Origin of the sequence: Flagellimonas olearia (assembly GCF_009184425.1) — a bacterium.
In the GTDB taxonomy this organism is placed as follows: domain Bacteria; phylum Bacteroidota; class Bacteroidia; order Flavobacteriales; family Flavobacteriaceae; genus Flagellimonas; species Flagellimonas olearia.
This window is the reverse complement of record NZ_WELG01000002.1, coordinates 833,292-859,316: the sequence shown is the minus strand read 5'-3', so window position 1 is coordinate 859,316 and position 26,025 is coordinate 833,292. Positions and strand designations below refer to the sequence as shown.

The window sequence follows — 26,025 nt, the reverse complement described above, 5'->3', positions numbered from 1 at the left end:
TACCTTATGGTGAACGCTTAACGCAGTTTGTCCAACAATTCCTTTGTGGCCAAAATCCCTGCTTCCTCGCCTAGTTCGTTGCCTTCATATTCCACACCTACATAGCCGGAATAGCCTGCTTTTTCAACTATATCCATCATTTTCGCATAGTCAATGGTGGTTTCATTGCCCTCTTCATCAAAATCATAGGATTTTGCACTTACCGCTTTCGCGTAGGGCATCAACTCACTTACCCCTTGGTATTTGTCATACTCCTCCAAACATTTGGATTCGTAATAATCCCCCGCTTCCCTTTTGATGCAGAAATTGCCGAAATCGGGCAAGGTGCCACAATTGTCCATGTTCACCTGCTTCATGATCCCCGCGAGCATAGCCGCATTTGAAGAAGGTCCTCCGTGGTTTTCCACAATGATGTTGATGTTCTTGTCCTTGGCATAGGTAGACAGTTGTGTGAGTCCATCTACAGACGCAGTGGTCCACGCCTCGGGTTCCATGGTTCCGTTCAGGTTCACCCGAATGGAATGGCAACCCAAAGCAGCTGCGGCATCTACCCATTTATAATGGTTTTCAACGGCCGCTTTGCGTTCAGCCGCATCGGCTGCGGCCAAATCCCCTTGGCCATCGATCATGATGATTAGGTTTTGCAATCCATACTTGTCACTCTCTGCCTTACTCTTTTCCACAAACTTTTTCATGGCTTCTTCGGAGAAGTTTTCTTTTTCCAATTCTGCATTGTACAAAGCACTTACATACTCCAATCCTTCAAAACCCCATTCTTTGGCCTTCTCGGCAAAACGATAGGGATCCATTCCCTCTTCGCGGATCATTCTGTGTATGGACCATTGGGCCAAGGAAATTTTAAAGGCGGGGTCATCAGTGGTTGTCATTGCCTCTTGGGCCACTTCTTGGCTCTCCCCTTCCTCCTTTTTCTGGTTCTGTTTACAGGAAAAAATTCCCAGTAATACAAACATGACTACAGCCAAAGTACCATTCTTGGCAAAAAAATGTTTCTTCATAAGATTCTATAATAAAATTTCACATGGAATACAAAAAACTACAACGTTATAGTAGCGAATTCTCAATAAACATAGGGTTTAAATGTAGAAAATTAATTTAATAATTAATACATTTAGGAAATAAACAATCCGAATAAATGAGTAAATTTTATTACAACGAGGAGCAGGATTCCTACGATGCCATTGTGGTGGGAACGGGCATCAGTGGTGGTTGGGCTGCCAAGGAGCTTTGTGAAAATGGACTCAAGACTTTGGTCTTGGAGCGTGGCCCCATGGTAAAACACCGTGATGATTATCCCACAGCCAATATGGACCCTTGGGATTTTCCCCATGCCGGACAGGCCACAAGGGAAGATATAAAACAACAGGAAAAACAATCCAGAACAGGATATACCACCGGTGCTGCCTCCAAGCATTGGTTTGTGAACGATTTGAAACACCCTTACAATGAGGTAAAGCGCTTTGATTGGATGCGGGGCTACCACGTTGGTGGACGTTCCATTATGTGGGGACGCCATAGCTACCGTTGGAGCGATATTGATTTTGAGGCCAATAAAAATGAAGGCATTGCCGTGGATTGGCCGGTACGTTACAAGGACATTGCACCATGGTATGATAAAGTAGAAAAATTCATTGGGGTTTCGGGTGAAAATCTAGGATTGCCCCAATTACCCGATGGACAGTTTGAGCCCATGATGGAACTGAACTGCGTGGAAGATCTATTTAGGGGAAAAGTATCCGAGCATTTCAACGGTCGCGCCGTTACCGCTGGAAGAGTGGCACACATCAACAGTGATAAAAAATTTGAAGGCGATGGCCGGGTTCGTTGCCAGTTTAGGAATAGATGTATTAGGGGATGTCCTTTTGGAGGTTATTTTAGTAGTGTATCCTCTACCCTACCTACCGCCGAGAGAACCGGAAACATGACCCTAAGACCCGATTCCATTGTTCACGAGATCATTTACGATCCCAATACCAAAAAAGCTACTGGGGTAAAAGTAATCGATAGGGAAACCAAGGAAGAGTTTGAGTTCAAGGCCAAGGTAATTTTCCTTTGCGCCTCTGCCATCGCATCCACTTCCATTTTGATGCAATCCAAATCGGATAGGTTTGAAAATGGATTGGGGAACGATTCAGGAGAACTGGGCCACAACATCATGGACCACCATTTCTTGGCTGGTGCCAGTGGAAAGTTTGATGGCTTCGAAGACAAATACTACAAAGGTAGAAAGCCCAATGGCATTTATATTCCAAGGTTCCGAAATCTTGGTGGAGATTCCAATATGAAGGATTTTGTCCGTGGCTATGGCTACCAAGGTGGTGCCGGTCGTGGAAATTATGAGGAAATGATTGCCGAAGCTTCCTTTGGAAAAGAATACAAGGATGCTGTCCTATCTCCAGGGGGATGGAGCATGGGCATGACCGCTTTTGGAGAAATCCTTCCGTATCACGACAATAAAATGACCTTGGATTACGACAAAAAAGATGAGTGGGGACTACCTACCGTGACCTTTGATGCTGAAATCAAGGAAAACGAGTTGAACATGCGTAAGGACATGACGGACCAAGCCGTTAAAATGCTTGAGAAGGCAGGTGCCCGTGATATTGAGCCCTACGACCGTCCGTACGCCTTAGGACTGGGTATCCACGAAATGGGTACTGCCCGTATGGGTCGCGACCCTAAAACTTCGGTAGTCAATGGAAACAACCAGGTGCATGCCTGCAAGAACGTTTATGTTACCGATGGGGCCTTTATGACCTCCGCCAGTTGCGTAAACCCATCATTGACCTATATGGCATTTACAGCAAGAGCCGTACACCACGCCGCTCAAGAACTTAAAAAAGGAAATATATAATGGAAAGAAGATCCGCACTTAAGAATATGGGTATGGCCTTTGGCTATGCCGTGGCCACTCCCACCCTTTTAGGGTTGCTTCAAAGCTGCAAGGACAAACCGGCCTATGCCGAATGGACTCCTTCCTTTTTGAACCAAGAACAGGGATATGCCCTGGCCCAGACCTTGGATGTAATCCTTCCCAAGACAGACACACCCTCTGCTACTGAGATGAATGTGCATGTTTTTATCGATTCGTACATGAATGAGGTATTACCTGAGGAACAACAAGATTTTGTTAAATTGAAAATGGGCAACTTCTTTGATAAGGTCTTGGCCGATTCTGGAAAATCATCCCTAATGGATGTTGAGGCTACCGATATAGAGCCTGTTTTACAGACCTATCTCAAAAAACGAACCGATGAGGAAGAAACAGCCCATTCGGAAGCCATAAGCAGTTATATGGATGCCATAGAACAGGGAGGAGAAGCTACCCTCAATGAGGATATTGCCAGTTTCTCTTTTGCCAATGATTTGAGGAACTTGGCCACATGGGCCTATAAATCATCAGAATATGTAGGTGAAGAAGTCTTGGCCTATTTGCCCATCCCTGGTGAATATATTGGCTGTGGAGATTTAAATACACTGACCGGAGGCAAGGCCTGGTCGTTGTAAGTTTTGTTCTTTATACACATAAAAGCCTTCCATATGGAAGGCTTTTTGTTTTTGGCCCTTTTCTTAATTACGGCAAAAAAATACCTCGGAAGTTGTTCATGGTGGGGTGAACTTTTCCGAGGCATCTAATCAATAAACACTATCACATGTACTGTTTTGAGTCCAGTACAGACTTATGATCCACACATTAGGCAATCGTCATCTGCTTGACCTGCCTTGGCGCGCTCGATCATTTCTTTCATTTCTTCTGGTGTGAGGGGCTGTATGTCCACTTCCTGTTGGTTTACGGCCACTGCCTCCACTTTAATGGCTTCCGTTGCCACCGCGGCAGTTTCCGTAGTTTCGACCGCAACACTCACAGGCTCTTCTTTTTTCTTGGTATTGTCCAAAGTGAACTTAATGGCATCCACTGCCGCTTTGGTCCTCAGATAATACATTCCGGTCTTAAGACCGCTCTTCCAAGCATAAAAGTGCATGGAGGTGAGCTTGGGATAATTGGCATTCTCCATGAACAGGTTCAACGATTGGCTCTGGTCAATGAAATAGCCCCTTTGTCTACTCATGTCGATGATATCCTTCATACTGAGTTCCCAGACGGTCTTGTAAAGCTCTTTGATATCTTCTGGAATGGCATCTATACCCTGAACGGAACCGTTGGCACGCATCAATTCCTGTTTTAGGTTTTCGTTCCATAGACCCAATCGTACCAAATCTTCCAATAGGTGCTTGTTCACCACAATGAACTCTCCGGACAATACCCTTCGGGTGTAGATGTTTGAGGTGTAGGGCTCAAAGCATTCATTGTTGCCCAAAATCTGGGACGTGGATGCGGTAGGCATTGGGGCTACCAACAAGGAGTTTCGTATCCCGTGTTTTTTGACCTCTTTTCGGAGTTTTCCCCAATCCCATCTTCCGGAAAGCTCTTCATCCTTAATGCCCCAAAGATTGTGTTGAAACTCCCCTTTGGACATGGGCGAACCCTCATAGGTAGAATAGGCTCCTTCTTCTTGGGCCTGTTCCATGGAAGCGGTAACGGCAGCAAAATAAAGGGTCTCGAAAATCTCCTGGTTCAATTTTTTGGCCTCATCACTAGTAAAAGGCAATCGCAACATGATGAAGGCATCGGCCAATCCCTGAACACCCAGACCTATAGGTCTGTGTCGCATATTGGAGTTCTCCGCCTCCTTGACGGGATAGAAATTACGATCAATGACCTTGTTGAGGTTTTTGGTCACCCTTTTGGTCACCCGGAACAATTCTTTATGATCAAACTCCCCATTCTTCACGAACATGGGCAATGCAATGGAGGCCAAATTACAAACGGCCACCTCATCTGGGGAAGTGTATTCCAAAATCTCGGTACAGAGATTGGAGGAGCGGATTGTCCCCAAATTCTTTTGGTTACTCTTCCTATTGGCTGCATCCTTATACAGCATATAGGGGGTGCCCGTCTCTATCTGGGACTCCAATATTTTTTCCCAAAGGTCTCGGGCCTTTATGGTCTTTCTTCCCTTTCCTTCAGCTTCGTATTTGGTGTATAGGGCCTCAAATTCCTCACTATGGGTATTGAACAATCCCGGACATTCATTGGGACACATCAAGGTCCATGTGTCATCCGCCTCTACCCTTTTCATGAACAAATCCGGTATCCACATGGCATAGAATAGGTCCCTGGCCCGCATTTCTTCTTTCCCGTGGTTCTTTTTAAGTTCCAGAAAATCATAAATATCGGCATGCCATGGTTCTACATAAATCGCAAAACTTCCTTTTCTTTTTCCACCACCTTGGTCCACATATCTGGCCGTGTCATTGAAAACCCGTAACATGGGAACAATTCCGTTGGAGGTTCCATTGGTTCCTGCAATATAAGATCCTGTTGCCCTAATGTTGTGAATAGACAACCCAATCCCACCAGCGGACTGGGAAATCTTGGCCGTTTGTTTTAGGGTATCGTAAATTCCATCGATGCTATCGTCCTTCATGGCCAAAAGAAAGCAAGATGACATCTGCGGCTTTGGCGTCCCTGAGTTGAAAAGGGTCGGCGTAGCATGGGTGAAATATTTTTTGGACATCAACTCATAGGTTTCCACAGCAGCGTCCATGTCATCCAAGTGGATCCCAACAGCTACCCTCATGAGCATGTGCTGGGGGCGTTCGGCAATTTTACCGTTCAACTTGAGCAGGTAGGAGCGTTCCAAGGTTTTAAAACCGAAATAATCGTAGCCAAAGTCCCGGTTATAAATAATGGTGGAGTCCAAAGTCTCCGCATTCTCTGAAATTACCTTGAACACCTCATCGGACAATAAGGGGGCTTTTTTTCCGGTTCTTGGATTCACATACTCGTACAAGTCCTTCATGGTCTCGGAGAAAGACTTTTTGGTATTCTTATGCAGGTTGGAAACGGAAATACGGGCAGCCAATTTTGCATAATCCGGATGTGTTGTGGTCATCGTGGCCGCAATCTCGGCCGCCAGATTATCGAGCTCTGAGGTGGTAACACCATCATAAAGTCCTTCGATGACCCTCATGGCCACCTTAACGGGATCCACTAGGGCATTGAGCCCATAACAAAGTTTTCTAACCCTGGCCGTTATCTTGTCGAACATGATCGGCTCTTTTCTTCCGTCTCTTTTTACTACATACATGGCGCTACTAGTGTTTTATTTGAATTGATATGTTGTGTTTGCCCAATTGCATACCGCGATGTTAAAATTTTAACATTTTTAGGTTAAGGTCATGAAGACTTCCGGGGGCATGGAAAGTCAACAAAAAATGGATCAAAAGTCCGCGTCGAAACTGATTTTCTGCGAATCAGAATCCTTCTCCTTGTTCAAAACACCTGCCTTCTGGTACTCGGACACTCGTTTTTCAAAGAAATTGGTCTTGCCCTGAAGGGAGATCATGTCCATAAAATCAAATGGATTGGTCGCGTTGTACACTTTTTCGCACTGCAATTCCACCAACAACCTGTCGGTTACAAACTCCAGGTACTGGGTCATTAGTTTTGCGTTCATCCCAATGAGGCTCACCGGCAATGACTCGGTAATGAATTCCCTTTCTATGTTCAGGGCATCTACGATAATATCCTTGATACGCTCCTTTGGCACCTTATTGACCAAGTGGTTATTGTGCAAATGCACTGCATAATCACAATGCATTCCTTCATCCCTTGAAATCAGTTCATTGGAAAAAGTAAGCCCGGGCATCAACCCTCTTTTCTTCAACCAGAAGATGGAACAGAATGCACCGGAAAAGAAAATTCCCTCAACCGCGGCAAAGGCAATCAAGCGCTCCGCAAAACTTGGGGATTCTATCCATTTTAGGGCCCAATCCGCTTTCTTTTTGATGGCAGGGAAATTCTCGATGGCCTTGAAGAGCACATTCTTTTCCTTTTCATCCTTCACATAGGTGTCTATGAGCAATGAATAGGTTTCCGAGTGGATGTTCTCCATCATAATCTGGAACCCGTAGAAAAATTTGGCTTCGGAGTACTGTACCTCATTCACAAAGTTTTCTGCCAAGTTCTCATTCACAATCCCGTCCGAAGCGGCAAAAAAGGCCAAAATATGCTTTATGAAATATTTCTCGTCGTCATTCAGCTTGGAGTTCCAATCCGTCAGATCCTGATGTAGGTCAATCTCCTCGGCAGTCCAAAAACAAGCTTCACATTTTTTGTACCATTCCCACAAATCATGATGCTCTATGGGGAAAATCACAAATCTGTCTTTGTTTTCTTGCAATATGGGTTCAATGGCTGCCGACATAGTTTCTTGTTACTAAAGGTTTATAATCTGGAAGGAAATTTCCATGCGAATAGGCTAACAAAGATTCAAAATTGTTGTTAGATTGTAAAGTTGGTTTTTGCAAAACCGGGGCAAAGTTTTTAACACAAACTGTTGAAATCTAGGGTCGCCAACGATGTTTCTTGGGTTTGACCAAAATGGGAAAAAATGATAAGTTTTTGATGTTGGGCGACCAAAAAGAAAAAGACCAAAAAGTATATCAAAAATATACTTTTTGGTCTTGTTTTTATGATGATTAAACTCAGGAGCTTAACGGGATATTACCAAACAGTACGGCCTCTCCATGCCTTTCCGATAGGATCTTTGGAATATTTAGGTAGTTCCCCCGAAACCTAAAAACCAAAATTGACCCCTGGGCAGACCGAAGATTTTATTTTGCAAGCGGTTTCTATAATCAAGAGAATGGTTGCTTCGGCCGTACAAGTCTTGGCAATATGTATATGAACTTCTTATCTAGATAGATGATTGCTTTCAACAGCCATCTCATTCCAATGCGATTGTATTTTCAACTCCTTTTTCTCGGAAATTGCCGCAAAAATCAAAGCCGCCACCAAAATCACAAACAATACAACACATTTTCTCATAACAGTACTTTATGATACTCCAATTTTTGACAGAGCCAAGATAGCCAACAATGCCACCGCTCCTCCTTGGGTATGTATAAACGGTTGTCTTTTATGTATAATTGGTTTTGGTATCCATGGACATTTGGTTAAAAAATTGATACACAAGCCCGAAAGCCCAGCTTTTTCGCTTGATTCGGCTTTTTTTACCGATTATACGTGTAATACATCCATTAGCACATAATTTAAGGACGCGTTGAAAGAATAATCATAAATTTGGTATACCTAATTACCGTAGCATGCTAGAAGCTGTTATTGTTGACGACGAAATAAAGGCTCTTCAAAGCTTGAGTTGGGAATTGACCAACTTGAGCGATGAGGTGGATATTGTAGCTTCCTTCACCGATGCCCATGAGGCTTTGGAGTATCTGGAACGCAATACCCCGGACTGCCTTTTTTTGGACATTGAAATGCCGGCCATGGATGGATTTCAGTTCATTAAAAGCCTTAAAAACAAGGACTTCCCCGTTGTCATTACCACAGCTTATAACCAGTATGCCCTACAGGCCTTGAAGAACGAAGCTATAGATTATCTGCTCAAGCCCATTGATACGGATGATTTGGAAGTGACCATTGCAAAAATCAAGAAATTCAATGCCAAAAATTTGACCGTTAATCGGTTGGAAAAGATTCTACTGAATTTCAATGCAGAATCCCACAGCAAAAAAATAACCATCAATACGGATGGTAAATTGCTGTTCCTGAACAGTGACGATATCCTGTATGCCGAATCTGACGGAAACTACAGCACCATTTTTTTGAGCGATGGGCAAAAAATACTTCTCACCAAAAAACTCAAAGAAGTAAATGCCCTCTTACCTGATAACAGCTTTTTCAGGATACACAATTCCTACATCATCAACCTGAACAAGATAAAAGAATTTCTAAAAACGGACGGCTATGTGGTCTTGGAGTCCAACCACAAGATTCCTGTCTCCCGGCAAAAAAAATCCGATTTTTTGGATATGCTGTAATCCCCCTCAATCCCTGTGTCCAAAATAGAGTCCACACACATCGAAAAATTAGGTCGACTGCGAAGGGCAACTCTATTTTCCTTGGCCTACCTTTTGTTTGTTGCAACATTTTACGCCCAAGAAATTCCTGAAGCTTTTAAGGAAAAGGTGGAAAGGATCGTACAATTGATGCCCAAGACGTATGTGGCATTGGATACCGAGTTGAAACCTGAGAAAGGGGATACCACCCTGATACGCTACTTTGCCAACTTCTCCAAGGAAAACAATTATTTGGAAGGAGAGGCATTCGCCCTTAACCAATTGGGGACCAAATACAGGAACATTTCCCAATACAAGAAAGCGGCGGACCTACACGAAAAAGCCTTGGAACTTTCGGAGAGCGCCAACAACACCGAACTAAAAGTCTTAAGCCTGAACATGCTTGGGGTGGTATACAGACGAACTGACGCCATAAAAACAGCCTTGGATTACCACCAAAAAGCAATGGAGTTGGCTGAAGAAGTGGAAAACCCTTCCCATCATATTAAACGGCACATCAATATTTCCCTGAACTCCATTGGAAACCTCTACCAAACCTTGGAGCAGTACGACTTGGCCATTGCACAGTTTAAAAGGGCATTGAAATTGGAAGAGGAACTCGGAAACAAGCTCGGCCTGGCCATTAACCATCAGAACATCGGAGACTGTTTGGAGCAAAAGGGTGACTTGGAAGCAGCCTTGGAAAATTATCGGAAATCCTTGGCTTATAATGAGGAAATCAACTCTGCCTATGGCAGGGTCATCTGTAAAAACAGTTTGGCCCAAATTTATCTGAAACAAAATATGCCTTATGCGGCCATTGTACTCTTGGAGCCGCTGCACAAGGAATCCAAAAAAATAGGCGATTTTTCCATTACCTCCTCTGTTTTTATCAATACGGGATGGGCCTACACCAAATTGGCACAGTACGACAAGGCCAATACATTTATCCAAGAGGGCCTGGAAATGGCGAAAAGCCACAATATGCCCAGCAACATGCTCAATGGGTATCAAAAGCTTTCGGAACTTGAGGAAGCAAGGGGAAACTATCAAAAGGCGTATGAGTACTTTAAAAAGGTTGATGAATATAGCGACCAGATCTCCAATGCCACCAACCTCAGGTACATGAACGATGTCATTGTCCGTTATGAGGCAGACAAGAAGAACAACCAAATCTCCGTGTTGGCCAAAGAGAATGAGATCGTACGCCTTAGACTTCGAAAAAACCAGACCACCCTATTGGTCAGCGCCCTTATTGTGGGGCTCATATCATCCATCCTTTATATTCTATATCGGCAATACCAGAGCAAGAACGAGAAGCGTGTGCTTTCCTTGGAACAGACCATGCTTCGCAGTCAGATGAACCCCCATTTTTTGTTCAATTCACTGAACTCCATCAAGCTTTACATCATCAACAACGAGCAAAAAAATGCCGTTCACTACCTCAACAAATTTTCCAAATTGGTCCGAAAGATATTGGAGGCTTCTTCCCAAAAGGAAATTACCTTAGCGGAGGAACTGGAAACCGTGGAATTATACATGAACATTGAAAACATTCGCTTTTCCAACGAAATAGACTTTAAAATCACCGTGGACGAAAGTGTATGCCCCACCAATATTAAAATGCCTTCCCTGGCATTGCAGCCTTTTTTGGAAAACTCTTTATGGCATGGGCTTTCGCCAAAAGAAGGGGAAAAGAAAATCCATGTGAACGTCAAACGAAAGAACCAAAGCCACGTTTCCATAGAAATTATGGACAACGGTGTGGGCAGGGGCGCTGCAGAGGTCAACAAAGAAAACAGGGTGCTCAAAAGAAAATCCGTGGGTATCCGCATAACCAAGGAACGTTTGGCCAACTTCTCAAAAGATTATCAGAATAAATTTGATGTGGATATTGTGGACCTTTTTGATGAAGGGGGAAATCCAATAGGCACCAAAGTCATTTTGGATATTCCTACGATTTAGAGGCCTGGTTCCCGGACGCCACCTCTTCCAGTTCACTGTACCACGCCTTGCCAAATTTGCGGATCAAAGCTTCCTTGACAAATTTATAGATGGGCACTTTCAACTCCTTCCCAAGGCTGCAGGCCGGGTCGCAGATTTCCCATTTGTGATAGTTCACGGCAGTAAATTCTGAATATTCCCGGGTACGTACCGGATAAAGATGACATGAAACAGGCTTTTTCCATTTTGTGGCGCCGTCCTCATAGGCTGCTTCTATTCCACATTTGGTGATGCCATCCTCCGAAAAAATAACGTACGCGCATTCGCTGTTGTTTACCAAAGGGGTTTCCCATTCGCCATCCTCTCCTTTCACAAAAACACCCTGTTCCTCAATGGCTTTAACTCCCTCTGGGCGCAAGTAGGGCTTTACGTCTTGATAGATATTGACCAAGATATCGGTTTCCGAATCCTCTACCGGGGCACCATATTCCCCTCCTACACAGCAAGCGCCCTTACACGCATTCAGGTTGCACACAAAATCGTTCTCCAAAATCTCCTCGGACACTATGGTTTTCCCTATTTGGAACATAATTATGCCTGTTTTGGGACAAAGGTAGTCCAAAACCCAAAATTTGACCTTTTCCAAACATTTTTATATCATCCAAAAGTCTTTTTTACACGTACATTTGCAGACTGAAAAAAATACAGCCATGAATTTCAATTTTAAGGAAATAGCGACCGCCAGCATGATTCTTTTTGCGGTGATAGATATTGTAGGAAGTGTCCCGATCATTATCTCATTGCGAAACAAGGTAGGGCATATTCAATCTGAAAAAGCTTCCATTGTGGCAGCCTGTATCATGGTAGCATTCCTTTTTGTGGGGGAAAGAATCTTGTCTTTGATAGGGATTGATGTGAACTCCTTTGCCGTGGCAGGTTCCTTCATTATCTTTTTTCTTGCCATTGAGATGATCTTGGGCATCAGCCTTTATAAAGATGATGAACCGGAAAGTGCTTCCATAGTTCCCATTGCATTTCCGCTTATTGCCGGGGCCGGGACCATGACCTCCCTGTTGGCCCTCCGTGCGGAATACTATGTGGAAAACATCATCGTTGCCATTATCCTAAACATTATCTTTGTATATCTGGTACTGAAGTCCAGTGCCAAAATTGAGCGTGTATTGGGCAAAAACGGCCTCAACATTATCCGAAAAGTGTTTGGGGTGATTCTTTTGGCGATTGCCGTAAAGCTATTTGCCGCCAATATCAATGAGCTCTTTACGCATGGCATTTAAAATTCGTTTATGAACAGACCCTTCAGTATCGTCCTTATTGTTTTGGCCTTGGCGCTAATCGCTTATAACGTAACCCTGGTTGATTTTGAAAACCCATTTCAAGGGGACAGCACCATTGCCTTGATTGGAATCGTGGCATCATTGTGCGCCATTGTGTTGCTATTGATCTTTATGACTTCAAAAAAGATTGAAAAAAAGATAAAGGACAACTAATCCCTTATTTTTTGATGGCCGCACCCACTTCGGGTTGGTCAAATGTAATGGTATCCAATTCAAGCACCTTGTTGAGCATAGGGTCATATTCTCCTTTGATTTCCGCAGATAGATTGGGCGAAAACAACTGTTCGGCAATATTGGCCTTGATGTAGGCCTTTATTTTGTCCTCTTGGGCATAGAAGTCCATCTTTATCTTCCGGTTCAGCACAAATTGGAGGAACTGATCAAAAAGAATATCGTCCACACGGAACTCCTCCAAAAATTGGTTCATACTATAGGAAGCGTATCGGTCTCTATCCTCTTCCAAGTGTTCAAAAACAAATCGGGAAAAGAATTGGTAGGTATCGTCCATACTTTCAATGGCCTCTTCCTCATTACTTCCAATAGGCACGAAAACATCCGGAATAATGCCTCCCCCTCCGTAGACGATTTTCCCTTTTGGGGTACGGAATTTTAGGGAGTCCGCTACTTTAATGCTGTCGGCAGAAACCAGTTCGCCATTGGTGTAGCGTTCCATAAATTTCTGGTAGTAGTCTCGATGTCCTTTTTTGTATGATTTTTGAATGGAACGGCCCGTTGGGGTATAGTATCGGGATACGGTTAGTCGCACCGCGGAACCATCTCCCAAGTCCATTTCCCGTTGCACCAAGCCTTTTCCAAAGGAACGCCTTCCCACAATGGTCCCTATGTCATTGTCCTGAAGGGCACCGGCTATGATCTCACTTGCCGATGCGGAACGTTCATTGATCAGTACATATACCGGTTTGTTCTCAAAATCACCCTTGCTGGTCGCAAAGGCCTTTTTTATTCTTCCCTTTTTGTTTTTGGTGAAGAGAATCAACTTGTCATCTTCCAAAAACTCATCTGCCAATTTCTCGGCAATGCCCAGATAACCCCCGGGATTATCCCTTAGGTCCAACACCAACTTCTCGGCTCCCCGTAATTTTAGCTTTCTTAGGGCATCCTGAAATTCCTTAAAGGTTGATTCGGCAAAGCGATTGATCTTGATGTATCCCAAATCCTTGGTGAGCATATAGTAGGCATCCACACTTCGAATGGGTACATGCCCGCGGGTAACCGTGACATCCATGGTACGGTTCTCCGACTTTCTAAACACTTTAAGGTCCACTTTGGTGCCTATCTTGCCCTTGAGTTTGGAGACCACCTCATTGTTGGGCACCCTTCTTCCAAAGAGTGTGTCGCTATTGGCCGTTAATATGCGATCTCCAGGCTTTATACCGCTGATATAGCTTGGACCGTTTTTAATGGTCCGTATCACCGTAATGGTATCCCTAAACATATAAAAACTGACGCCTATTCCGGCAAAATCACCTTTCATGTTTTCGGAGACCTCATCCATTTCGCTTTTGGGAATGTACACGGAATGGGGATCTAGCTTGCCCAAAATATTGTTCACGGTCACATCCACTATGCTGTCCGTGTCAATTTCGTCCACGTATTCGTAGTCGATATAATCTATAAGTCGGTTGAGTTTGTCCTTCTTGGAATTGGTGGAAAACAATTTTTCCGGAGTATCGTTAAAATGGAGTTTCCCCCCTATAAAAATCCCTATGGCTACGGCAAGGGCCAGCAGTGTGGGCCAGATATATCCATTAATTTTCTTCATAATAGCAAGTTGAGGCTTACACCATTTCCTCCAGAACAGGCATGTGCACGATTTCAACGCCGGCCCGTTCCAAAAATTTCAATCCTGAATCGTCTTTGTACGCGGTTTGGTACACCACACGTTTTATGCCAGACTGATGCACCAATTTGCTACATTCCCTGCACGGGGACAAGGTGATGTACAAAGTGGCCCCCTCACAGGATTGGGTTGAGGACGCCACCTTTAAAATGGCATTGGCTTCCGCATGAAGTACATACCATTTGGTATATCCCTCATCATCTTCACATATATTCTCAAATCCCGTAGGTGTTCCGTTGTACCCGTCGGAAATGATCATTCTATTTTTTACGATAATGGCCCCCACCTGTCTTCTCTGACAATAGGAAAGTTTCCCCCATTCCAAGGCCATTCGCAAATACGCTTTGTCGTACTTTTCTTGTTTACTCTCCTTCATACATCCAATAAAAAAATCGAGAATAATTAAATATACCCGCTTTGAAAGACCCGTACAACCTTATTCGATTAATTTTAACGAAGGGCCTACATGGGAAACGTTGCAATGAGCAGGGGTATTGTAATGGCAATCACCAAAATGGAGGTCACAGCAATAAAAATGGATCTTTTGACCTTCAATACATCCAAAACCACAAATGCCAAGGTCAAAATCGCCAAAATGATGGTCACTTGGGAAAGTTCTATTCCTGTGGCAAAGCCCAAAAGCGGCGTGATTTTATCCTCTTCCTCGGCCATGAGCATTTTAAAATAGTTGGAAAATCCAAAACCATGGATCAACCCAAAAAAAGCCGTGGCCAGAACATGAAGAAAAAGTCCAACATCCAACGCCTCTTTGAACACATAGGCAAAATTGAAGAGGGCCGTCAATAAAATGGTGACCGGAATCAGAAACTCAATAAGGCCAACATCAACCGTAACCGCTTCATATACCGAAAGGGCCAGGGACGTACAATGTGCAACAGTAAAAATGGTGGCCAAGATCAACACCCGTTTCCAATTTTTGAACGTAAAGGGCACCGCCAAGGCAGATAGGAACAAAATATGGTCGTAAGCCCCAAAGTCCAAGACGTGGTTAAGCCCCAATTTGATGTAAAACAAGAATTCCTGCATACTCTTTTAAATCCAAAAATAGGTAATAATCACCGCTTTAAAAGCAGGAATTGAAATCCCTTTAAAATTATTTTTAATTAATCTAAATAATCCTTGTTTGGTTATAGCCCCCAGCCTTATATTTGCCATCTATTTTTAATAAGTCTAAATAATCACTATAATGTTCAAAAACCTATTCTCAATCTTTTTATTTACAACCATAGGGGTCTGTTCCGCCCAACAAGGGAGTGTTTCCGGCACCATTACCGATACTACGGGTGAGCCTGTTCCTTTTGCCCATGTGATCATAAAAGCTGACGGCATTGGGGTCTCGGCCGATCAAAATGGCGCTTATGAACTCAAAAATCTACTTCCCAACACCTACGAAATAGTGGTTTCTTCCGTGGGATATCATTCCGCAAAACAACAGGTGGAGGTGCGCTCCAACACCGAAGTGACCCTAAACTTCACGCTTGAGCAAGGGAACGAGTTGGAACAAGTGGAAGTGTTTGGGAACCGTTATGAACATCCCGATAAAATCGAGGCCCTTACTCGACTGCCTTTGGCTCCATATGAACAGATCCAGAGTATTTCAGTGGTTTCTGAAAAGCTTATTGAGCAACAGGGTAACCTAACCATATCCGAAGCCACCAAAAACGTACCCGGCGTATACACCTTTGCCACCTATGGCAATCAAAGGGAAAGTATGTCGTCCCGCGGTTTTAGGGGAATCCCCATCCTCAAAAATGGGGTGCGGATCAATTCTGATTTTAGGGGAGTTGGCGTACTCACCGATATGCAAGGGGTGGATAATATCCAAGTATTGAAAGGTGCCGCTTCCATTACACAAGGGGTGGCCACCGACTTGGGAAGCCCAGGTGGGGTCATCAACATTGTGACCAAAACCCCCAGATATCAATTTGGCGGTAATGTGAGCGGACGTGTGGGCAGTTTTGGACAAGCCAGGACCACCTACGATGTGTACGGACCTCTCAACAACAGTAAAAATCTTGCTTTTAGAATCAATGGAACCTTTGAAAAGGGGGATTCTTTTAGGGACAAGGTCGAAGGCGAGCGCTTTTACATCAACCCATCCTTGGAATGGCGTATTGACAACAAGAGCAAGCTTACCATGGAAATGGATTACTTGGATGATAGCCGTACCCCGGACATAGGAACCGTAAACTTGGGCGAGAACAACACCAATGCCATTTACGATATGCCATATGATCAGTTCTTGGGCTTTGAGACCGATAGATCCAACACCATGAACCAAACTTACTCCATTCGTTTCAACAGGGAGTTGGATGATCAGCTTGATCTTCAAGTGGCCTATTACCACTCCAATTTGGATTTGGACAGCAGAGGTGCCAGCTTGGGCAATGCCATCACGGACAACGAAGACAATGCCATTTATAACCAACGCATCAGAGGGTTCTCCAATTCTGAGCGAAATGACAAGAACAGCGTCCTACAAGTAGATCTTATTGGGGATAAACTGGAAACAGGGAGCATCAAACATACCTTCCAAGTGGGTATGGACTATAGATCTTCCAGCTACAGCACCTTCTCCCAAACCATATCCAACCTGGACACCATTGATGTCTTTGCCCCCATAAACAACACCTTGCCTTCCAACATTGCCTTTGGGGCTCCCAACGAGGGAGAAGCTTCATCACGATCCCTAGGGTTTGTGGCGCAGGATGTGGTCACCTTCAACAGCTGGCTGAAGTCGTTCTTGGGCATTCGTTACAGCACCACAAAAACGGATACGGACACCGAGTCTGTTTCCAATGATGCCTTCAATCCTTTGGCAGGTATTATTGTGACCCCGTACCAAAACATCAATGTATTTGCTTCTTACACCAACAGCGCCTACCCCAGAACAGCATCCAGATTGGATGAGAATGGGGAACCTTTGGGCAACGAGCGTTTTGATCAGTTGGAAGCAGGAATCAAAACCAACTGGTTGGACAACAAGCTTCGATTTAACTTTACGTATTTTAAAATCAACAACAAAAACATCAACCTACCTGTTTATGATGAAAACTGGGTGGCCACTGGGTTTTACCAAAAAGGAGGTAACGATGAACGCAAAGGTGTGGAACTGGAGTTGACCGGAAGATTATTGGACAATCTGGAACTGATCGGAGGATACTCCTATATTGATGCACAGTACAAGGATCACACCTCATTTGTATATGGATCTGCACCCTTGAATACCCCTAAGCACACTTTCAACCTTTACATGAACTACGGGTTCAAAGGAGCCTTGGAAGGCCTCACCTTTGGTGGGGGCGCCTACTACACCGGGAAAAGACCCATCAACGACTGGAGTGCCGGCGCCGTTACCCATGAAGGTATAGTACCCAATCAAAAACCTTTTGATGTAGATGCCTACACCTTGGTCAACCTTCAAGCTTCGTATCGATTCAATCGAAATTGGAACTTTAGGGTCATCGCCAACAATGTTTTTGATGAAATAGGGTACAACGCCTATAGAACCCGATTCATCAATCAAACCGATCCATTCAACTTGGCAGGGGTAGTCACCTATTCATTCTAACAGAAAATTTAAAATGTACAGGTCCAGCGGAAGCGTTGGGCCTTTTTATGGTTATGGGAAAAAGTAAAACTTACGGCATACGGGCTTTTATCAACGATGTTCATTTATGGCTTGGATTGACTAGCGGCATCATCATTTTCTTGGTCTGCCTTAGCGGTACCATACTAACTTTTGAAAAGGAGATAGAGCAGTGGTTCAAAGAGGAAATGAAGGTCCAGGCAACTGGTAACAAAATATCCCTTTCCCAAATTGTGGATGATCCCATCATACAAGCCAAAGGGCAACTCATGGCCATAACCGTGTCTACTGATAACGCTGCCCCTTACCAATTGTCCATTAAAGAGGACCCCAAACAACGAAGGGGATCTACCTATGAGGTAAATCCATACACCGCCGAGATTTTGGCTCCCCAAAAGACCGGAATGGATGATTTTATGTTCAGCATGTTCAAACTGCACCGATGGCTGTTGATGGACATTGAATTGGGAAGGCCCATAGTAGGCATCGCCACCATTATTTTCTTGATCCTGTCCATTAGCGGAATCGTTCTTTGGTTCCCCAAAAAGGTAAAATGGAAAACCGTTAAGGCTGGTTTCAAGATCAAGACCAGCGCCAATTGGAAACGTATCAACCATGACCTGCACAACACCCTTGGTTTTTATTCCTGTCTACTTATTTTGATTATGGGAATTACCGGACTATGTTGGTCTTTTGAAGGTTATAGGGATGGTTTGAGCTCCCTTATGGGCGCCAAGGTCTTTGGAAACCGCGGGGCTCAACCCAAAGTGGATTTGGAGAATCTGGACAACGACAAGACAATTGATTTGGAACAAGCAGTACTTTTGGCCAACAATACCTTGGATTACAAGGGCACACTCACCATAACTTTGCCCAATGAAAAAAATCCCGTTTATGGATTCAGAAAAATAGCGGACGACTCTTGGTCCACTGTGGCCCAAGATCAATTGCAAATCCACACCTCCGGGAAAATCATTCACAAAGAACTCTATGCGGACAAACCCTTGAACGTAAAAATCGCATCGGCCATTAGACCCATCCATACCGGAGAAATCTATGGGACTTTTAGTAAGTGGTTGTATTTTTTGGCCTGTTTGATAGGGACCAGTTTACCCATAACGGGAACCATTATCTATATCAATAAACTGAAAAAGAAAAGTAAGCGAAGAAGAAAATTGGCAACAGCCTAGGACATCCCTCTTTCTTTCTGGATGGTCTCGTAGGCTTTTTGCACCTCCTTGAACTTTTCTTCGGCCCCTTTTTGAATGGCTTTGTCTTCAGTGACTACACGGTCTGGATGGTATTTTTTGGCCATGGTTCTATAGGCCTTTTTCACCTCCTCGTCCGTGGCGCTCCTTTCTATCTCCAAGATCTTATAGGCATTGTCCGCTGATTTGATGAACATGGCCATAATACTTTCAAAATCGTGCATCCCCACTCGAAGGTACCCGGCAATTTCCCTCAGCTTGGAAGTTTCCGCCTGACTTACCTGCCCATCGGCTTGGGCAATTCCGAACAAAAAGTGTAGCAATTGCAACCGTACCTCGTAACGAGTACGTTGGACCATATAGGTACAAATCCGTTGGGCGGATACCTCCCGTTTTTTGATCACCTCATTGAAAGTCCTGAAAATGGCATTGGCCTTTTCCTTGCCATAGGTGCTTAAAAAATATTGGCGTACATAGTCCAATTCACGTTGGCTTACCTGTCCGTCAGCCTTGATGATGATGGAACAAAGGGAGAGCAAGTTCAGTTCAAAATCGGCCGGGGAAACGCTCTGGCGGGTAAAATCCTGAAAAACACTTCTGGATGATTTTGATGAGCCTCCAAGTCCATCCAGTAGACTGCCCACAAAGAACCCTAAGACCGCTCCGACAATTCCTCTAATAAAAAATCCAATTAAGGCCGCAACCCATTTGATCATCCTACAAAAATTAAAGCCCAAAGATAGCGCTTTGCGCAAGAAGCTATACCTTATACAATGTTAAGGGACATGAAAATAAACCAACAAAACCGTATCTTTGGACTCTAATTAAAAAGTAGCCTATGTATCCTGAAGAATTGGTAAAACCTATGCGAGCAGACTTGGCCACCGCCGGGTTTGAAGAACTATATACAAGTGAAGCCGTTGAGAATGCCCTTAAGCAAGAGGGCACCACGTTGATCGTGGTCAATTCAGTCTGTGGTTGTGCAGCGGCCAATGCAAGACCAGCGGCCAAATTGAGCCTGCTGAACTCCAAAAAACCGGACCATTTGGCGACCGTATTTGCCGGAGTGGACACCGATGCCGTGAACACGGCGAGGAACCATATGGTTCCCTTCCCTCCATCATCACCAAGTATGGCCCTTTTTAAGGATGGGGAATTGGTGCATATGATCGAAAGACACCATATTGAAGGTAGACCGGCAGAGCTTATTGCAGAAAATTTGATGGAAGCGTATAACGAATTTTGTTAAATATCCCTTCTGTCCAAAAAACAAGCCACCCTTAAAGGGTGGTTTTTTTATTTTTACACTCTACCAAAAACTGAACATCCGAAAATGACACTTGCCAAATTACTTTCCTATCTCTTTACCTCCCTTTTCTTTATTAGTTTTGGATTGGTCTTGGTCATTTTTCACCCCATTCAGTGGATCTGCCTTAAGGTATTTGGCTACAATGCCCATAAAAGAAGCGTTTCCATCCTCAATTGGTTTATTATGAGATGTACCAACCTATTGGGCACACGATATACCTTTGAAAACACCCACAACATTCCCACGTACCGACCTTTGATCGTGGTTTCCAATCACCAGAGCATGTACGACATCCCTCCCCTTATCTGGTATATGCGGAAACACCATCCTAAGTTTGTAAGCAAGATTGAACTGGGAAAAGGCATCCCAAGCGTATCTTTCAATTTAAGGCATAGCGGTTCGGCATTGATCGATAGAAAAGATCCCAAACAATCCATTGCCGAGTTGCAAAAGCTGGGCAAGTATATTGAGAAGCACAACCGAAGCGCCGTGATTTTTCCAGAGGGGACTCGCAGCCGCAATGGCGTTCCCAAGCCTTTTAGGACCACCGGGCTCAAAGTATTGATGAAAAACGCCCCTTCCGCCCTGATTGTGCCCATCAGCATAAACAACTCCTGGAAATTATTGCGGTATGGAAAATTTCCGATGGGATTGGGCTCCCATCTTACCCTAAAGGTACACGCCCCGGTAGAGAACAAGGGCAATTCCGATGAGCTCATTGCCCAAATCGAAGCCACTATCGCTTCGGGAATAATCACAGACCAATGAATCACGACCAACTCATCCAAAACACCATCTCATTTGTCAAAAAAGCGCTTGAACATGCGGAAGGAGGTCATGATTGGTTTCACATTGAACGGGTGTACAACACTTCCAAATTCATAGCGGAACACGAAAACACCAACGCCCTTGTTGTGGAACTTGCTGCTTTGCTCCACGATATAGCAGACCCAAAATTCCATGATGGGGACGAATCCGTAGGCCCGAAACTGGCCAAAACGTTTTTGGAATCCCAACAGGTAGATATCGCCACCATAAATCATGTGGTGAACATCATTCAGCATATGTCCTTTAAAAACAGTCTGGAGAATAACGGAGCTACCTTTACTTCCAAAGAACTGGAAGTGGTCCAGGATGCAGACCGATTGGATGCCATTGGTGCCATCGGCATTGCACGTGCCTTCAACTATGGGGGTTTCAAAAATAGGACATTGTACGACCCAAAAATTGCTCCCAATCTTCAGATGACGAAAGAGGAGTACAAGGCCTCCAAGGCCCCTACCATCAACCATTTTTACGAAAAGTTATTGCTGCTCAAGGACCGCATGAACACGAAAACAGGAAAAAGATTGGCCCGGCAGAGACACCAATTCATGGAAACCTTCCTAGATCAGTTTTTTGGTGAATGGGAAGGTACCCAATAGATCTTTGGTCTCTTTCAGTTTTTTGTATCTTGTAATCGCAATCAAAACTAACACAATGCAAAGAAGAAAATTCATTCAAAATGCCGCAGCGGCCTCCGCTGCGTTTTCTATTGTACCCAGTCATGTTCTGGGCAAAACCCATGTTCCCCCCAGTGATACCCTCTATGTTGGTGCTTTTGGTGTTGGCGGCAGGGGAAGTGGTGTCATCAAAGGTCTCAATGAGACTGGAAAGGTGAAGTTTGTATCCTTTTGTGATGTAGATGATAGACGGGCCAAAGATACTTTCGAAAAATTCCCTGATGTAAAACGATACAAGGATTTTAGAAAGGTCTTTGACGCGCATTTGAATGATATTGATGCTATAATGGTAGCTACCCCCGACCATATGCACGCCACCATTGCACTCCCTTTTATGCGGGAGAAAAAGCATGCCTATGTAGAAAAACCACTCACCCATAACATCCATGAAGCCCGTCTGATGACCCAGGTGGCCAAAGAAAATGGCATTGTAACCCAAATGGGAAATCAAGGCGCTTCCAGTGATGATAGCCGAATTGCAAGAGAGTGGGTCGAGTCAGGAATTATCGGAAAAATCCATACGATAGATTGTTGGACCAACCGCCCTGTTTGGCCACAAGGAGTTGCCGTACCTACCGAAAAACAAAGAGTTCCAAAAGGATTGGATTGGGATCTTTGGCTGGGTCCGGCCGCCATGCGGGAGTATAATGAGGCCTACCTTCCCTTTAAATGGCGAGGTTGGTGGGATTTTGGAACCGGTGCTTTGGGCGATATGGGATGTCACATCATGGAAACCCCGTTCAGTGTGCTGGATTTAGGATATCCCACTGAAGCCGAAGCTAGCTGTACCACGGTTTGGGTAGGCGATTTTGTGGAGGCCGATTATAGCCCTTCCTGCCCTCCTTCTTCCAAAATACATTTGAAATTTGACCATGAATACCACGGAGATATTGCCTTGAACTGGTATGACGGAGGCATTATGCCCAACTTGCCCGATGAGTTGAAAGATGGTGAGATGGTCGGTAACCGGGATGGTGGAACCATCATGTATGGGGAACGAGGTATTTTGGTTTGCGATACCTATTCCCAAAATGCACGTTTGCTCCCTACCGATATGATGGACCTCTACAAAGCTCCAAAACCAAAATATCCTAGAGTTCCCGGTAGCATGGGCGGTCACATTGCCAATTTTGTTGATGTGTGCCTCAATGGGGGATCCACTTCTTCAGATTTCTCCAAAGCCGGTCCGTTGACCGAAACCGTACTTATGGGCAACTTGGCCGTAAAAGCCTATCAATACAAAGTATTGAAAGAAGGTAAAAAAGTGGGAGACTGGGATCCATACGATTACCCAGGAAGACGCAAACTTTTCTGGGATGGTGAGAACATGAAGATCACCAATTACGACAAGGCCAACGAATGGGTCACCCGGAACTACCGTAAAGGCTGGGAACTGTCGTAATTTTCTCAAAATTACTACATTGCACGATGGATATGGGCAGCAAACGCTCCATATCCATCTGATGTAACTTCTCTAAACAACACACCTATGATGAAAAAAGCATTCTTACTGCTATTTGCATTGGCGGTCGTTATGGCCTGTAAGCAAGGCTCTAACGGAAAAGAAGGCCAAAATGTGGCGGAAGCGACCCAACCCCTCGGAGCTGAAAACCTTGCCTATCAATGGAGCCAAATGGCCATTACTGCAACCGCCAACGACACAGAAAAATTTAAACCAAGACCCACTATAACCTCTAGGTTTTTAGGGTTGATATTTGTTTCCATCTTTGATGCTTGGTCCCGTTATGATGAAAAAGCGATTCCTGTGTATCTGGAGGGGGTGGACCGACGTCCAATGGATGAACAGACCCTGAAAAACAAGGAGATTGCCATCAGTTATGCTGCATATAGGGCCATGAACGAGTATTATTATTCGGATAAAGAGCTCTTTACCGATTTCATGAAAGAGCTCGGCTTGGACCCCAATAATGAAAGTTTGGACCCCAATACCCCAGAGGGCATCGGTAATTTGGCCGCCAAAGCGGTCATTGAGGCCCGAAAGGGAGATGGTGCCAATCAATATGGGGAGGAAGAAGGTTCCAATGGGGTTCCTTATTTCAATTATGTTGGGTATGAGCCTATAAATTCCGTGGACAACAATGTGGATCCCAACCGCTGGCAACCCAAATACTTTTCAGATGGAAAAGGTGGGCAGTTTGCCCCAGGGTGCCTTACCCCTTTTTGGGACAAGGTAACCCCCATATCCATGAAATCTGGGGATCAATTCAGACCCGGACCTCCTCCACAAATTGGCTCGGAACAGTTGGAGAAAGAAGTACAGGAAGTCATTGAAATGCAGGCCAACCTCACCGATGAGCAAAAAGCCTTGGTGGAGTTCATGCGGGATGGACCCCAATCGGTACAACAAGCAGGACACTGGTTGAAGTTTGCCCAAGAAGTATCCATTAGGGACAACCACACCTTAGATCAAGATGTAAAAATGTTCTTCTACAACCAAGTGGTGGCCATGGATGCCTTCATTGCCTCTTGGGACAGCAAAATGTTCTATGACTTTGCCAGACCGTTCGCCTTGGTACACGAATATTACGCCCAACAGAAAATCAAAGCTTGGGGCGGCGTCGGAAAAGGGATGGTCGAGATGGATGGCAGCCAATGGCGGCCTTATTCCCCGGATACGTTCCTGTGCCCTCCTTTTCCAAGCTATACCTCGGGTCACAGTACCATTAGTGGAGGCTGCGCCGAAGCATTGAAACTTTGGACGGGAAGCGATGAGTTTGGTTCCGAAGTTGAACTGGTGGCCGGTTCGCTTACCGAGCCGGAAAACCTTGGGGACACCGTGACCCTAAAGTTTCCCACGTTTACCAAAACAGCCGAAATGGCCGGGATTTCAAGGGTGCTTGGCGGATACCATATTCAGTCGGACAATATTGCCGGATTGGAATTGGGCCGCGATGTAGCCCACGAAGCTTGGAAATTCTATAAAAAACATGTTGGTGAAGAAGAGATGTAGCCTACGCCCTAAAGGGCGTTAGGTTCCCATTTTTTTTCGATAGTGTGCCTTGACCAGTTCGTTTTCGGTGAGGGCGATGGCTCTTTCCAAAGCAGCCCTTTGCTCCTTGGTTTTTCCTAAATCGAAGTATAGTTCGGCTTTAATGGCATGGAAAAGGGCTTGATCTGCAAAATTGTTTTTCTGCTCCAATTGCCTAAGTTCCCCTAATGCTTTTTCAGCACCATGCATCTTGGCAAAGGCCACGATGCGATGTAAGGCCACTATGGATGAAGGCTCTAACTTCAGTTGCAAGTCATATAGATACAGGATGTTCTTCCAATCGGTCTCCGCAAAACTTTTGGCCGTGGAATGGTAATACGATCGGGCTGCTTCCAAATGATACTTGGAGGGCGTTCGGTCCTGGGTCCCTGCACGCTCCAAATGCCGCATCCCTATCACAATCAACTCTTGGTTGTATTTGCTCCGATCCTGATGTTCCAAGGTGACCAATGCACCTTCATCATCCAGTCGGGCATCAAAACGGGACGCATGAAAACACATCAAAGCGATCAATGCTTCCAAATTGGGGTGTTGGCAATAGGTATTTTGTTGCATCAACAAGGCCAACCGCAGGGCCTCATAACAAATGTCCCTTTTAATGATCAAGGCCCCCGAAGTAGCGGCATAGCCTTCCGAAAATAACAGATAAATGACCTGTAATACCCGGAACAAACGTGACTGAAGGCCCATTTCCACAGGAATCTTGAGCATTCTTACCTCTTCCCGGAACTTTTTCTTGGCCCGAGTAAAGGATTTGGCCACCGCTTCCTCCTTTTTCAATAGGGCCTCTGCCAGTTCCTTATTGCTGAACCCACCGATAAGTTTCAAACTCAACACAATCTGATACTCTTGGGAAAGCGCAGGGTGGCAACAGGCAAATATCATTTTCAATTGACTGTCCGAAAGGGTGGTATCCAAAGTAGGATTGCCATCTTGTTCCGTTGCGTTGTGTTGGGACAATTGCTCAGTATCATGAAAATCCATTTTCTTGTCCCGCCGCAATACATCGATCAACCGATTGCTGGCCACGCGATACAACCAAGCCGTTGGATTATCCGGAACGGATTTGTAGGCCCATACCTGCATGGCTTTCACAAAGGTGTCCTGGGTGGCATCCTCTATCTGTTCCAAATGGGACGTCCCGAACTTATGGGTCAATAGGGCCACCACTTTTCCATATTCTTGTCTAAAAAGGTGTTCTACGGTTGCGTGGTGGTCCTGTGACATTACTTTTAAAAGACTCTTTCTTAATTGTGTCATTTCGAACGAATGTGAGAAATCTA

Annotated in this window: 22 protein-coding genes; 13 read left to right on the top strand and 9 right to left on the bottom strand. The window is 44.7% G+C overall.

All coding sequences use genetic code 11. The features are described from left to right. Positions 1-17: 17 nt before the first annotated feature. A complete protein-coding gene (locus F8C76_RS13255) occupies positions 18-1,016 on the bottom strand; it encodes a sugar phosphate isomerase/epimerase family protein (protein WP_152132201.1) in 999 nt (332 codons plus the stop codon). A 137-nt stretch (positions 1,017-1,153) separates the two neighbouring features. Here F8C76_RS13255 and F8C76_RS13250 point away from each other — a divergent pair, with 137 nt between their 5' ends. Continuing rightward, positions 1,154-2,872, top strand: a complete 1,719-nt coding sequence (locus F8C76_RS13250; protein ID WP_152132200.1) for a GMC oxidoreductase — start codon at positions 1,154-1,156, stop codon at positions 2,870-2,872. Then, positions 2,872-3,525, top strand: coding sequence for a gluconate 2-dehydrogenase subunit 3 family protein (locus F8C76_RS13245; RefSeq protein ID WP_152132199.1), 654 nt, complete (start codon positions 2,872-2,874; stop codon positions 3,523-3,525). The genes F8C76_RS13250 and F8C76_RS13245 overlap by 1 nt, the downstream gene beginning before the upstream one ends. Before the next feature lie 173 nt (positions 3,526-3,698). Here F8C76_RS13245 and F8C76_RS13240 read toward each other — a convergent pair whose 3' ends face one another. Both F8C76_RS13240 and F8C76_RS13235 read right to left on the bottom strand, forming a co-directional pair. Then, positions 3,699-6,170 carry a ribonucleoside-diphosphate reductase subunit alpha gene (locus F8C76_RS13240; RefSeq protein ID WP_152132198.1) on the bottom strand — a complete coding sequence of 824 codons (2,472 nt, stop codon included), beginning with the start codon at positions 6,168-6,170 and terminating at the stop codon, positions 3,699-3,701. Positions 6,171-6,302: 132 nt separating this feature from the next. Then, entirely contained in the window at positions 6,303-7,289 is a 987-nt protein-coding gene (locus tag F8C76_RS13235) for a ribonucleotide-diphosphate reductase subunit beta (protein ID WP_129654972.1), read from the bottom strand. A 901-nt stretch (positions 7,290-8,190) separates the two neighbouring features. Between F8C76_RS13235 and F8C76_RS13230 the strand changes: the two genes are divergently transcribed. Continuing rightward, entirely contained in the window at positions 8,191-8,925 is a 735-nt protein-coding gene (locus F8C76_RS13230) for a LytR/AlgR family response regulator transcription factor (protein WP_129654970.1), read from the top strand. Positions 8,926-9,006: 81 nt separating this feature from the next. Next, positions 9,007-10,908, top strand: coding sequence for a tetratricopeptide repeat protein (locus tag F8C76_RS13225; protein ID WP_249042414.1), 1,902 nt, complete (start codon positions 9,007-9,009; stop codon positions 10,906-10,908). On the opposite strand, the gene F8C76_RS13220 is transcribed toward F8C76_RS13225, so the two are convergent. Then, complete coding sequence (locus tag F8C76_RS13220; protein WP_152132196.1) at positions 10,898-11,476, bottom strand: DUF3109 family protein; 579 nt, start codon at positions 11,474-11,476, stop codon at positions 10,898-10,900. The genes F8C76_RS13225 and F8C76_RS13220 overlap by 11 nt on opposite strands. Positions 11,477-11,597: 121 nt before the next feature. Between F8C76_RS13220 and F8C76_RS13215 the strand changes: the two genes are divergently transcribed. Then, the gene (locus F8C76_RS13215) at positions 11,598-12,182 is read left to right on the top strand and encodes a MarC family protein (protein WP_129654964.1); all 585 of its coding nucleotides are present in this window, start codon (positions 11,598-11,600) and stop codon (positions 12,180-12,182) included. A 9-nt stretch (positions 12,183-12,191) separates the two neighbouring features. Beyond that, positions 12,192-12,395: a hypothetical protein gene (locus F8C76_RS13210; RefSeq protein ID WP_129654962.1), complete on the top strand. Its 204-nt coding sequence runs from the start codon at positions 12,192-12,194 to the stop codon at positions 12,393-12,395. 4 nt (positions 12,396-12,399) lie between these two features. Here the strand turns inward: F8C76_RS13210 and F8C76_RS13205 are convergent, their stop codons facing one another. The 3 genes from F8C76_RS13205 to F8C76_RS13195 all read right to left on the bottom strand — a co-directional run bounded on the left by F8C76_RS13205 (position 12,400) and on the right by F8C76_RS13195 (position 15,150). Next, positions 12,400-14,025 (bottom strand): S41 family peptidase, encoded by a 1,626-nt coding sequence (locus F8C76_RS13205; protein ID WP_152132195.1) that lies wholly within the window; start codon positions 14,023-14,025, stop codon positions 12,400-12,402. Between the two features lie 16 nt (positions 14,026-14,041). Next, positions 14,042-14,479 (bottom strand): deoxycytidylate deaminase, encoded by a 438-nt coding sequence (locus tag F8C76_RS13200; protein WP_152132194.1) that lies wholly within the window; start codon positions 14,477-14,479, stop codon positions 14,042-14,044. A gap of 86 nt (positions 14,480-14,565) precedes the next feature. Further along, on the bottom strand, positions 14,566-15,150 hold the full coding sequence (locus tag F8C76_RS13195) for a HupE/UreJ family protein (protein ID WP_152132193.1): 585 nt from the start codon (positions 15,148-15,150) through the stop codon (positions 14,566-14,568). Between the two features lie 160 nt (positions 15,151-15,310). Here F8C76_RS13195 and F8C76_RS13190 point away from each other — a divergent pair, with 160 nt between their 5' ends. Then, on the top strand, positions 15,311-17,695 hold the full coding sequence (locus F8C76_RS13190) for a TonB-dependent siderophore receptor (RefSeq protein WP_152132192.1): 2,385 nt from the start codon (positions 15,311-15,313) through the stop codon (positions 17,693-17,695). A gap of 53 nt (positions 17,696-17,748) precedes the next feature. Next, positions 17,749-18,903, top strand: coding sequence for a PepSY-associated TM helix domain-containing protein (locus F8C76_RS13185; RefSeq protein WP_152132191.1), 1,155 nt, complete (start codon positions 17,749-17,751; stop codon positions 18,901-18,903). On the opposite strand, the gene F8C76_RS13180 is transcribed toward F8C76_RS13185, so the two are convergent. Continuing rightward, positions 18,900-19,637, bottom strand: a complete 738-nt coding sequence (locus tag F8C76_RS13180) for a TerB family tellurite resistance protein (protein WP_129654950.1) — start codon at positions 19,635-19,637, stop codon at positions 18,900-18,902. The two genes, F8C76_RS13185 and F8C76_RS13180, sit on opposite strands and share 4 nt — an antisense overlap. A 122-nt stretch (positions 19,638-19,759) precedes the next feature. On the opposite strand from F8C76_RS13180, the gene F8C76_RS13175 reads away from it, so the two are divergent. From F8C76_RS13175 to F8C76_RS13155, 5 genes are all read left to right on the top strand, one after another. Continuing rightward, complete coding sequence (locus F8C76_RS13175; protein ID WP_152132190.1) at positions 19,760-20,170, top strand: BrxA/BrxB family bacilliredoxin; 411 nt, start codon at positions 19,760-19,762, stop codon at positions 20,168-20,170. An 84-nt stretch (positions 20,171-20,254) separates the two neighbouring features. After that, positions 20,255-20,998, top strand: a complete 744-nt coding sequence (locus F8C76_RS13170; protein WP_152132189.1) for a lysophospholipid acyltransferase family protein — start codon at positions 20,255-20,257, stop codon at positions 20,996-20,998. Beyond that, entirely contained in the window at positions 20,995-21,654 is a 660-nt protein-coding gene (locus tag F8C76_RS13165) for an HD domain-containing protein (protein WP_152132188.1), read from the top strand. Before F8C76_RS13170 ends, F8C76_RS13165 begins: the two co-directional genes overlap by 4 nt. A 55-nt stretch (positions 21,655-21,709) precedes the next feature. Continuing rightward, positions 21,710-23,134: a Gfo/Idh/MocA family protein gene (locus tag F8C76_RS13160; protein WP_129654943.1), complete on the top strand. Its 1,425-nt coding sequence runs from the start codon at positions 21,710-21,712 to the stop codon at positions 23,132-23,134. 87 nt (positions 23,135-23,221) lie between these two features. Next, positions 23,222-24,703 (top strand): vanadium-dependent haloperoxidase, encoded by a 1,482-nt coding sequence (locus tag F8C76_RS13155; protein ID WP_152132187.1) that lies wholly within the window; start codon positions 23,222-23,224, stop codon positions 24,701-24,703. 18 nt (positions 24,704-24,721) lie between these two features. On the opposite strand, the gene F8C76_RS13150 is transcribed toward F8C76_RS13155, so the two are convergent. Continuing rightward, on the bottom strand, positions 24,722-26,002 hold the full coding sequence (locus F8C76_RS13150) for an RNA polymerase sigma factor (RefSeq protein WP_170284028.1): 1,281 nt from the start codon (positions 26,000-26,002) through the stop codon (positions 24,722-24,724). Positions 26,003-26,025: the final 23 nt, after the last annotated feature.

Excerpts from the sequence above, each read along its gene's own strand:
- F8C76_RS13195 (WP_152132193.1), bottom strand. The coding sequence starts at position 15,150 with ATGCAGGAATTCTTGTTTTACATCAAATTGGGGCTTAACCACGTCTTG.
- F8C76_RS13215 (WP_129654964.1), top strand. The coding sequence starts at position 11,598 with ATGAATTTCAATTTTAAGGAAATAGCGACCGCCAGCATGATTCTTTTT.
- F8C76_RS13190 (WP_152132192.1), top strand. The coding sequence starts at position 15,311 with ATGTTCAAAAACCTATTCTCAATCTTTTTATTTACAACCATAGGGGTC.
- F8C76_RS13245 (WP_152132199.1), top strand. The coding sequence starts at position 2,872 with ATGGAAAGAAGATCCGCACTTAAGAATATGGGTATGGCCTTTGGCTAT.
- F8C76_RS13250 (WP_152132200.1), top strand. The coding sequence starts at position 1,154 with ATGAGTAAATTTTATTACAACGAGGAGCAGGATTCCTACGATGCCATT.
- F8C76_RS13210 (WP_129654962.1), top strand. The coding sequence starts at position 12,192 with ATGAACAGACCCTTCAGTATCGTCCTTATTGTTTTGGCCTTGGCGCTA.
- F8C76_RS13220 (WP_152132196.1), bottom strand. The coding sequence starts at position 11,476 with ATGTTCCAAATAGGGAAAACCATAGTGTCCGAGGAGATTTTGGAGAAC.
- F8C76_RS13185 (WP_152132191.1), top strand. The coding sequence starts at position 17,749 with ATGGGAAAAAGTAAAACTTACGGCATACGGGCTTTTATCAACGATGTT.
- F8C76_RS13235 (WP_129654972.1), bottom strand. The coding sequence starts at position 7,289 with ATGTCGGCAGCCATTGAACCCATATTGCAAGAAAACAAAGACAGATTT.
- F8C76_RS13230 (WP_129654970.1), top strand. The coding sequence starts at position 8,191 with ATGCTAGAAGCTGTTATTGTTGACGACGAAATAAAGGCTCTTCAAAGC.
- F8C76_RS13180 (WP_129654950.1), bottom strand. The coding sequence starts at position 19,637 with ATGATCAAATGGGTTGCGGCCTTAATTGGATTTTTTATTAGAGGAATT.
- F8C76_RS13255 (WP_152132201.1), bottom strand. The coding sequence starts at position 1,016 with ATGAAGAAACATTTTTTTGCCAAGAATGGTACTTTGGCTGTAGTCATG.
- F8C76_RS13160 (WP_129654943.1), top strand. The coding sequence starts at position 21,710 with ATGCAAAGAAGAAAATTCATTCAAAATGCCGCAGCGGCCTCCGCTGCG.
- F8C76_RS13155 (WP_152132187.1), top strand. The coding sequence starts at position 23,222 with ATGATGAAAAAAGCATTCTTACTGCTATTTGCATTGGCGGTCGTTATG.
- F8C76_RS13175 (WP_152132190.1), top strand. The coding sequence starts at position 19,760 with ATGTATCCTGAAGAATTGGTAAAACCTATGCGAGCAGACTTGGCCACC.
- F8C76_RS13150 (WP_170284028.1), bottom strand. The coding sequence starts at position 26,002 with ATGACACAATTAAGAAAGAGTCTTTTAAAAGTAATGTCACAGGACCAC.
- F8C76_RS13205 (WP_152132195.1), bottom strand. The coding sequence starts at position 14,025 with ATGAAGAAAATTAATGGATATATCTGGCCCACACTGCTGGCCCTTGCC.
- F8C76_RS13200 (WP_152132194.1), bottom strand. The coding sequence starts at position 14,479 with ATGAAGGAGAGTAAACAAGAAAAGTACGACAAAGCGTATTTGCGAATG.
- F8C76_RS13240 (WP_152132198.1), bottom strand. The coding sequence starts at position 6,170 with ATGTATGTAGTAAAAAGAGACGGAAGAAAAGAGCCGATCATGTTCGAC.
- F8C76_RS13170 (WP_152132189.1), top strand. The coding sequence starts at position 20,255 with ATGACACTTGCCAAATTACTTTCCTATCTCTTTACCTCCCTTTTCTTT.
- F8C76_RS13165 (WP_152132188.1), top strand. The coding sequence starts at position 20,995 with ATGAATCACGACCAACTCATCCAAAACACCATCTCATTTGTCAAAAAA.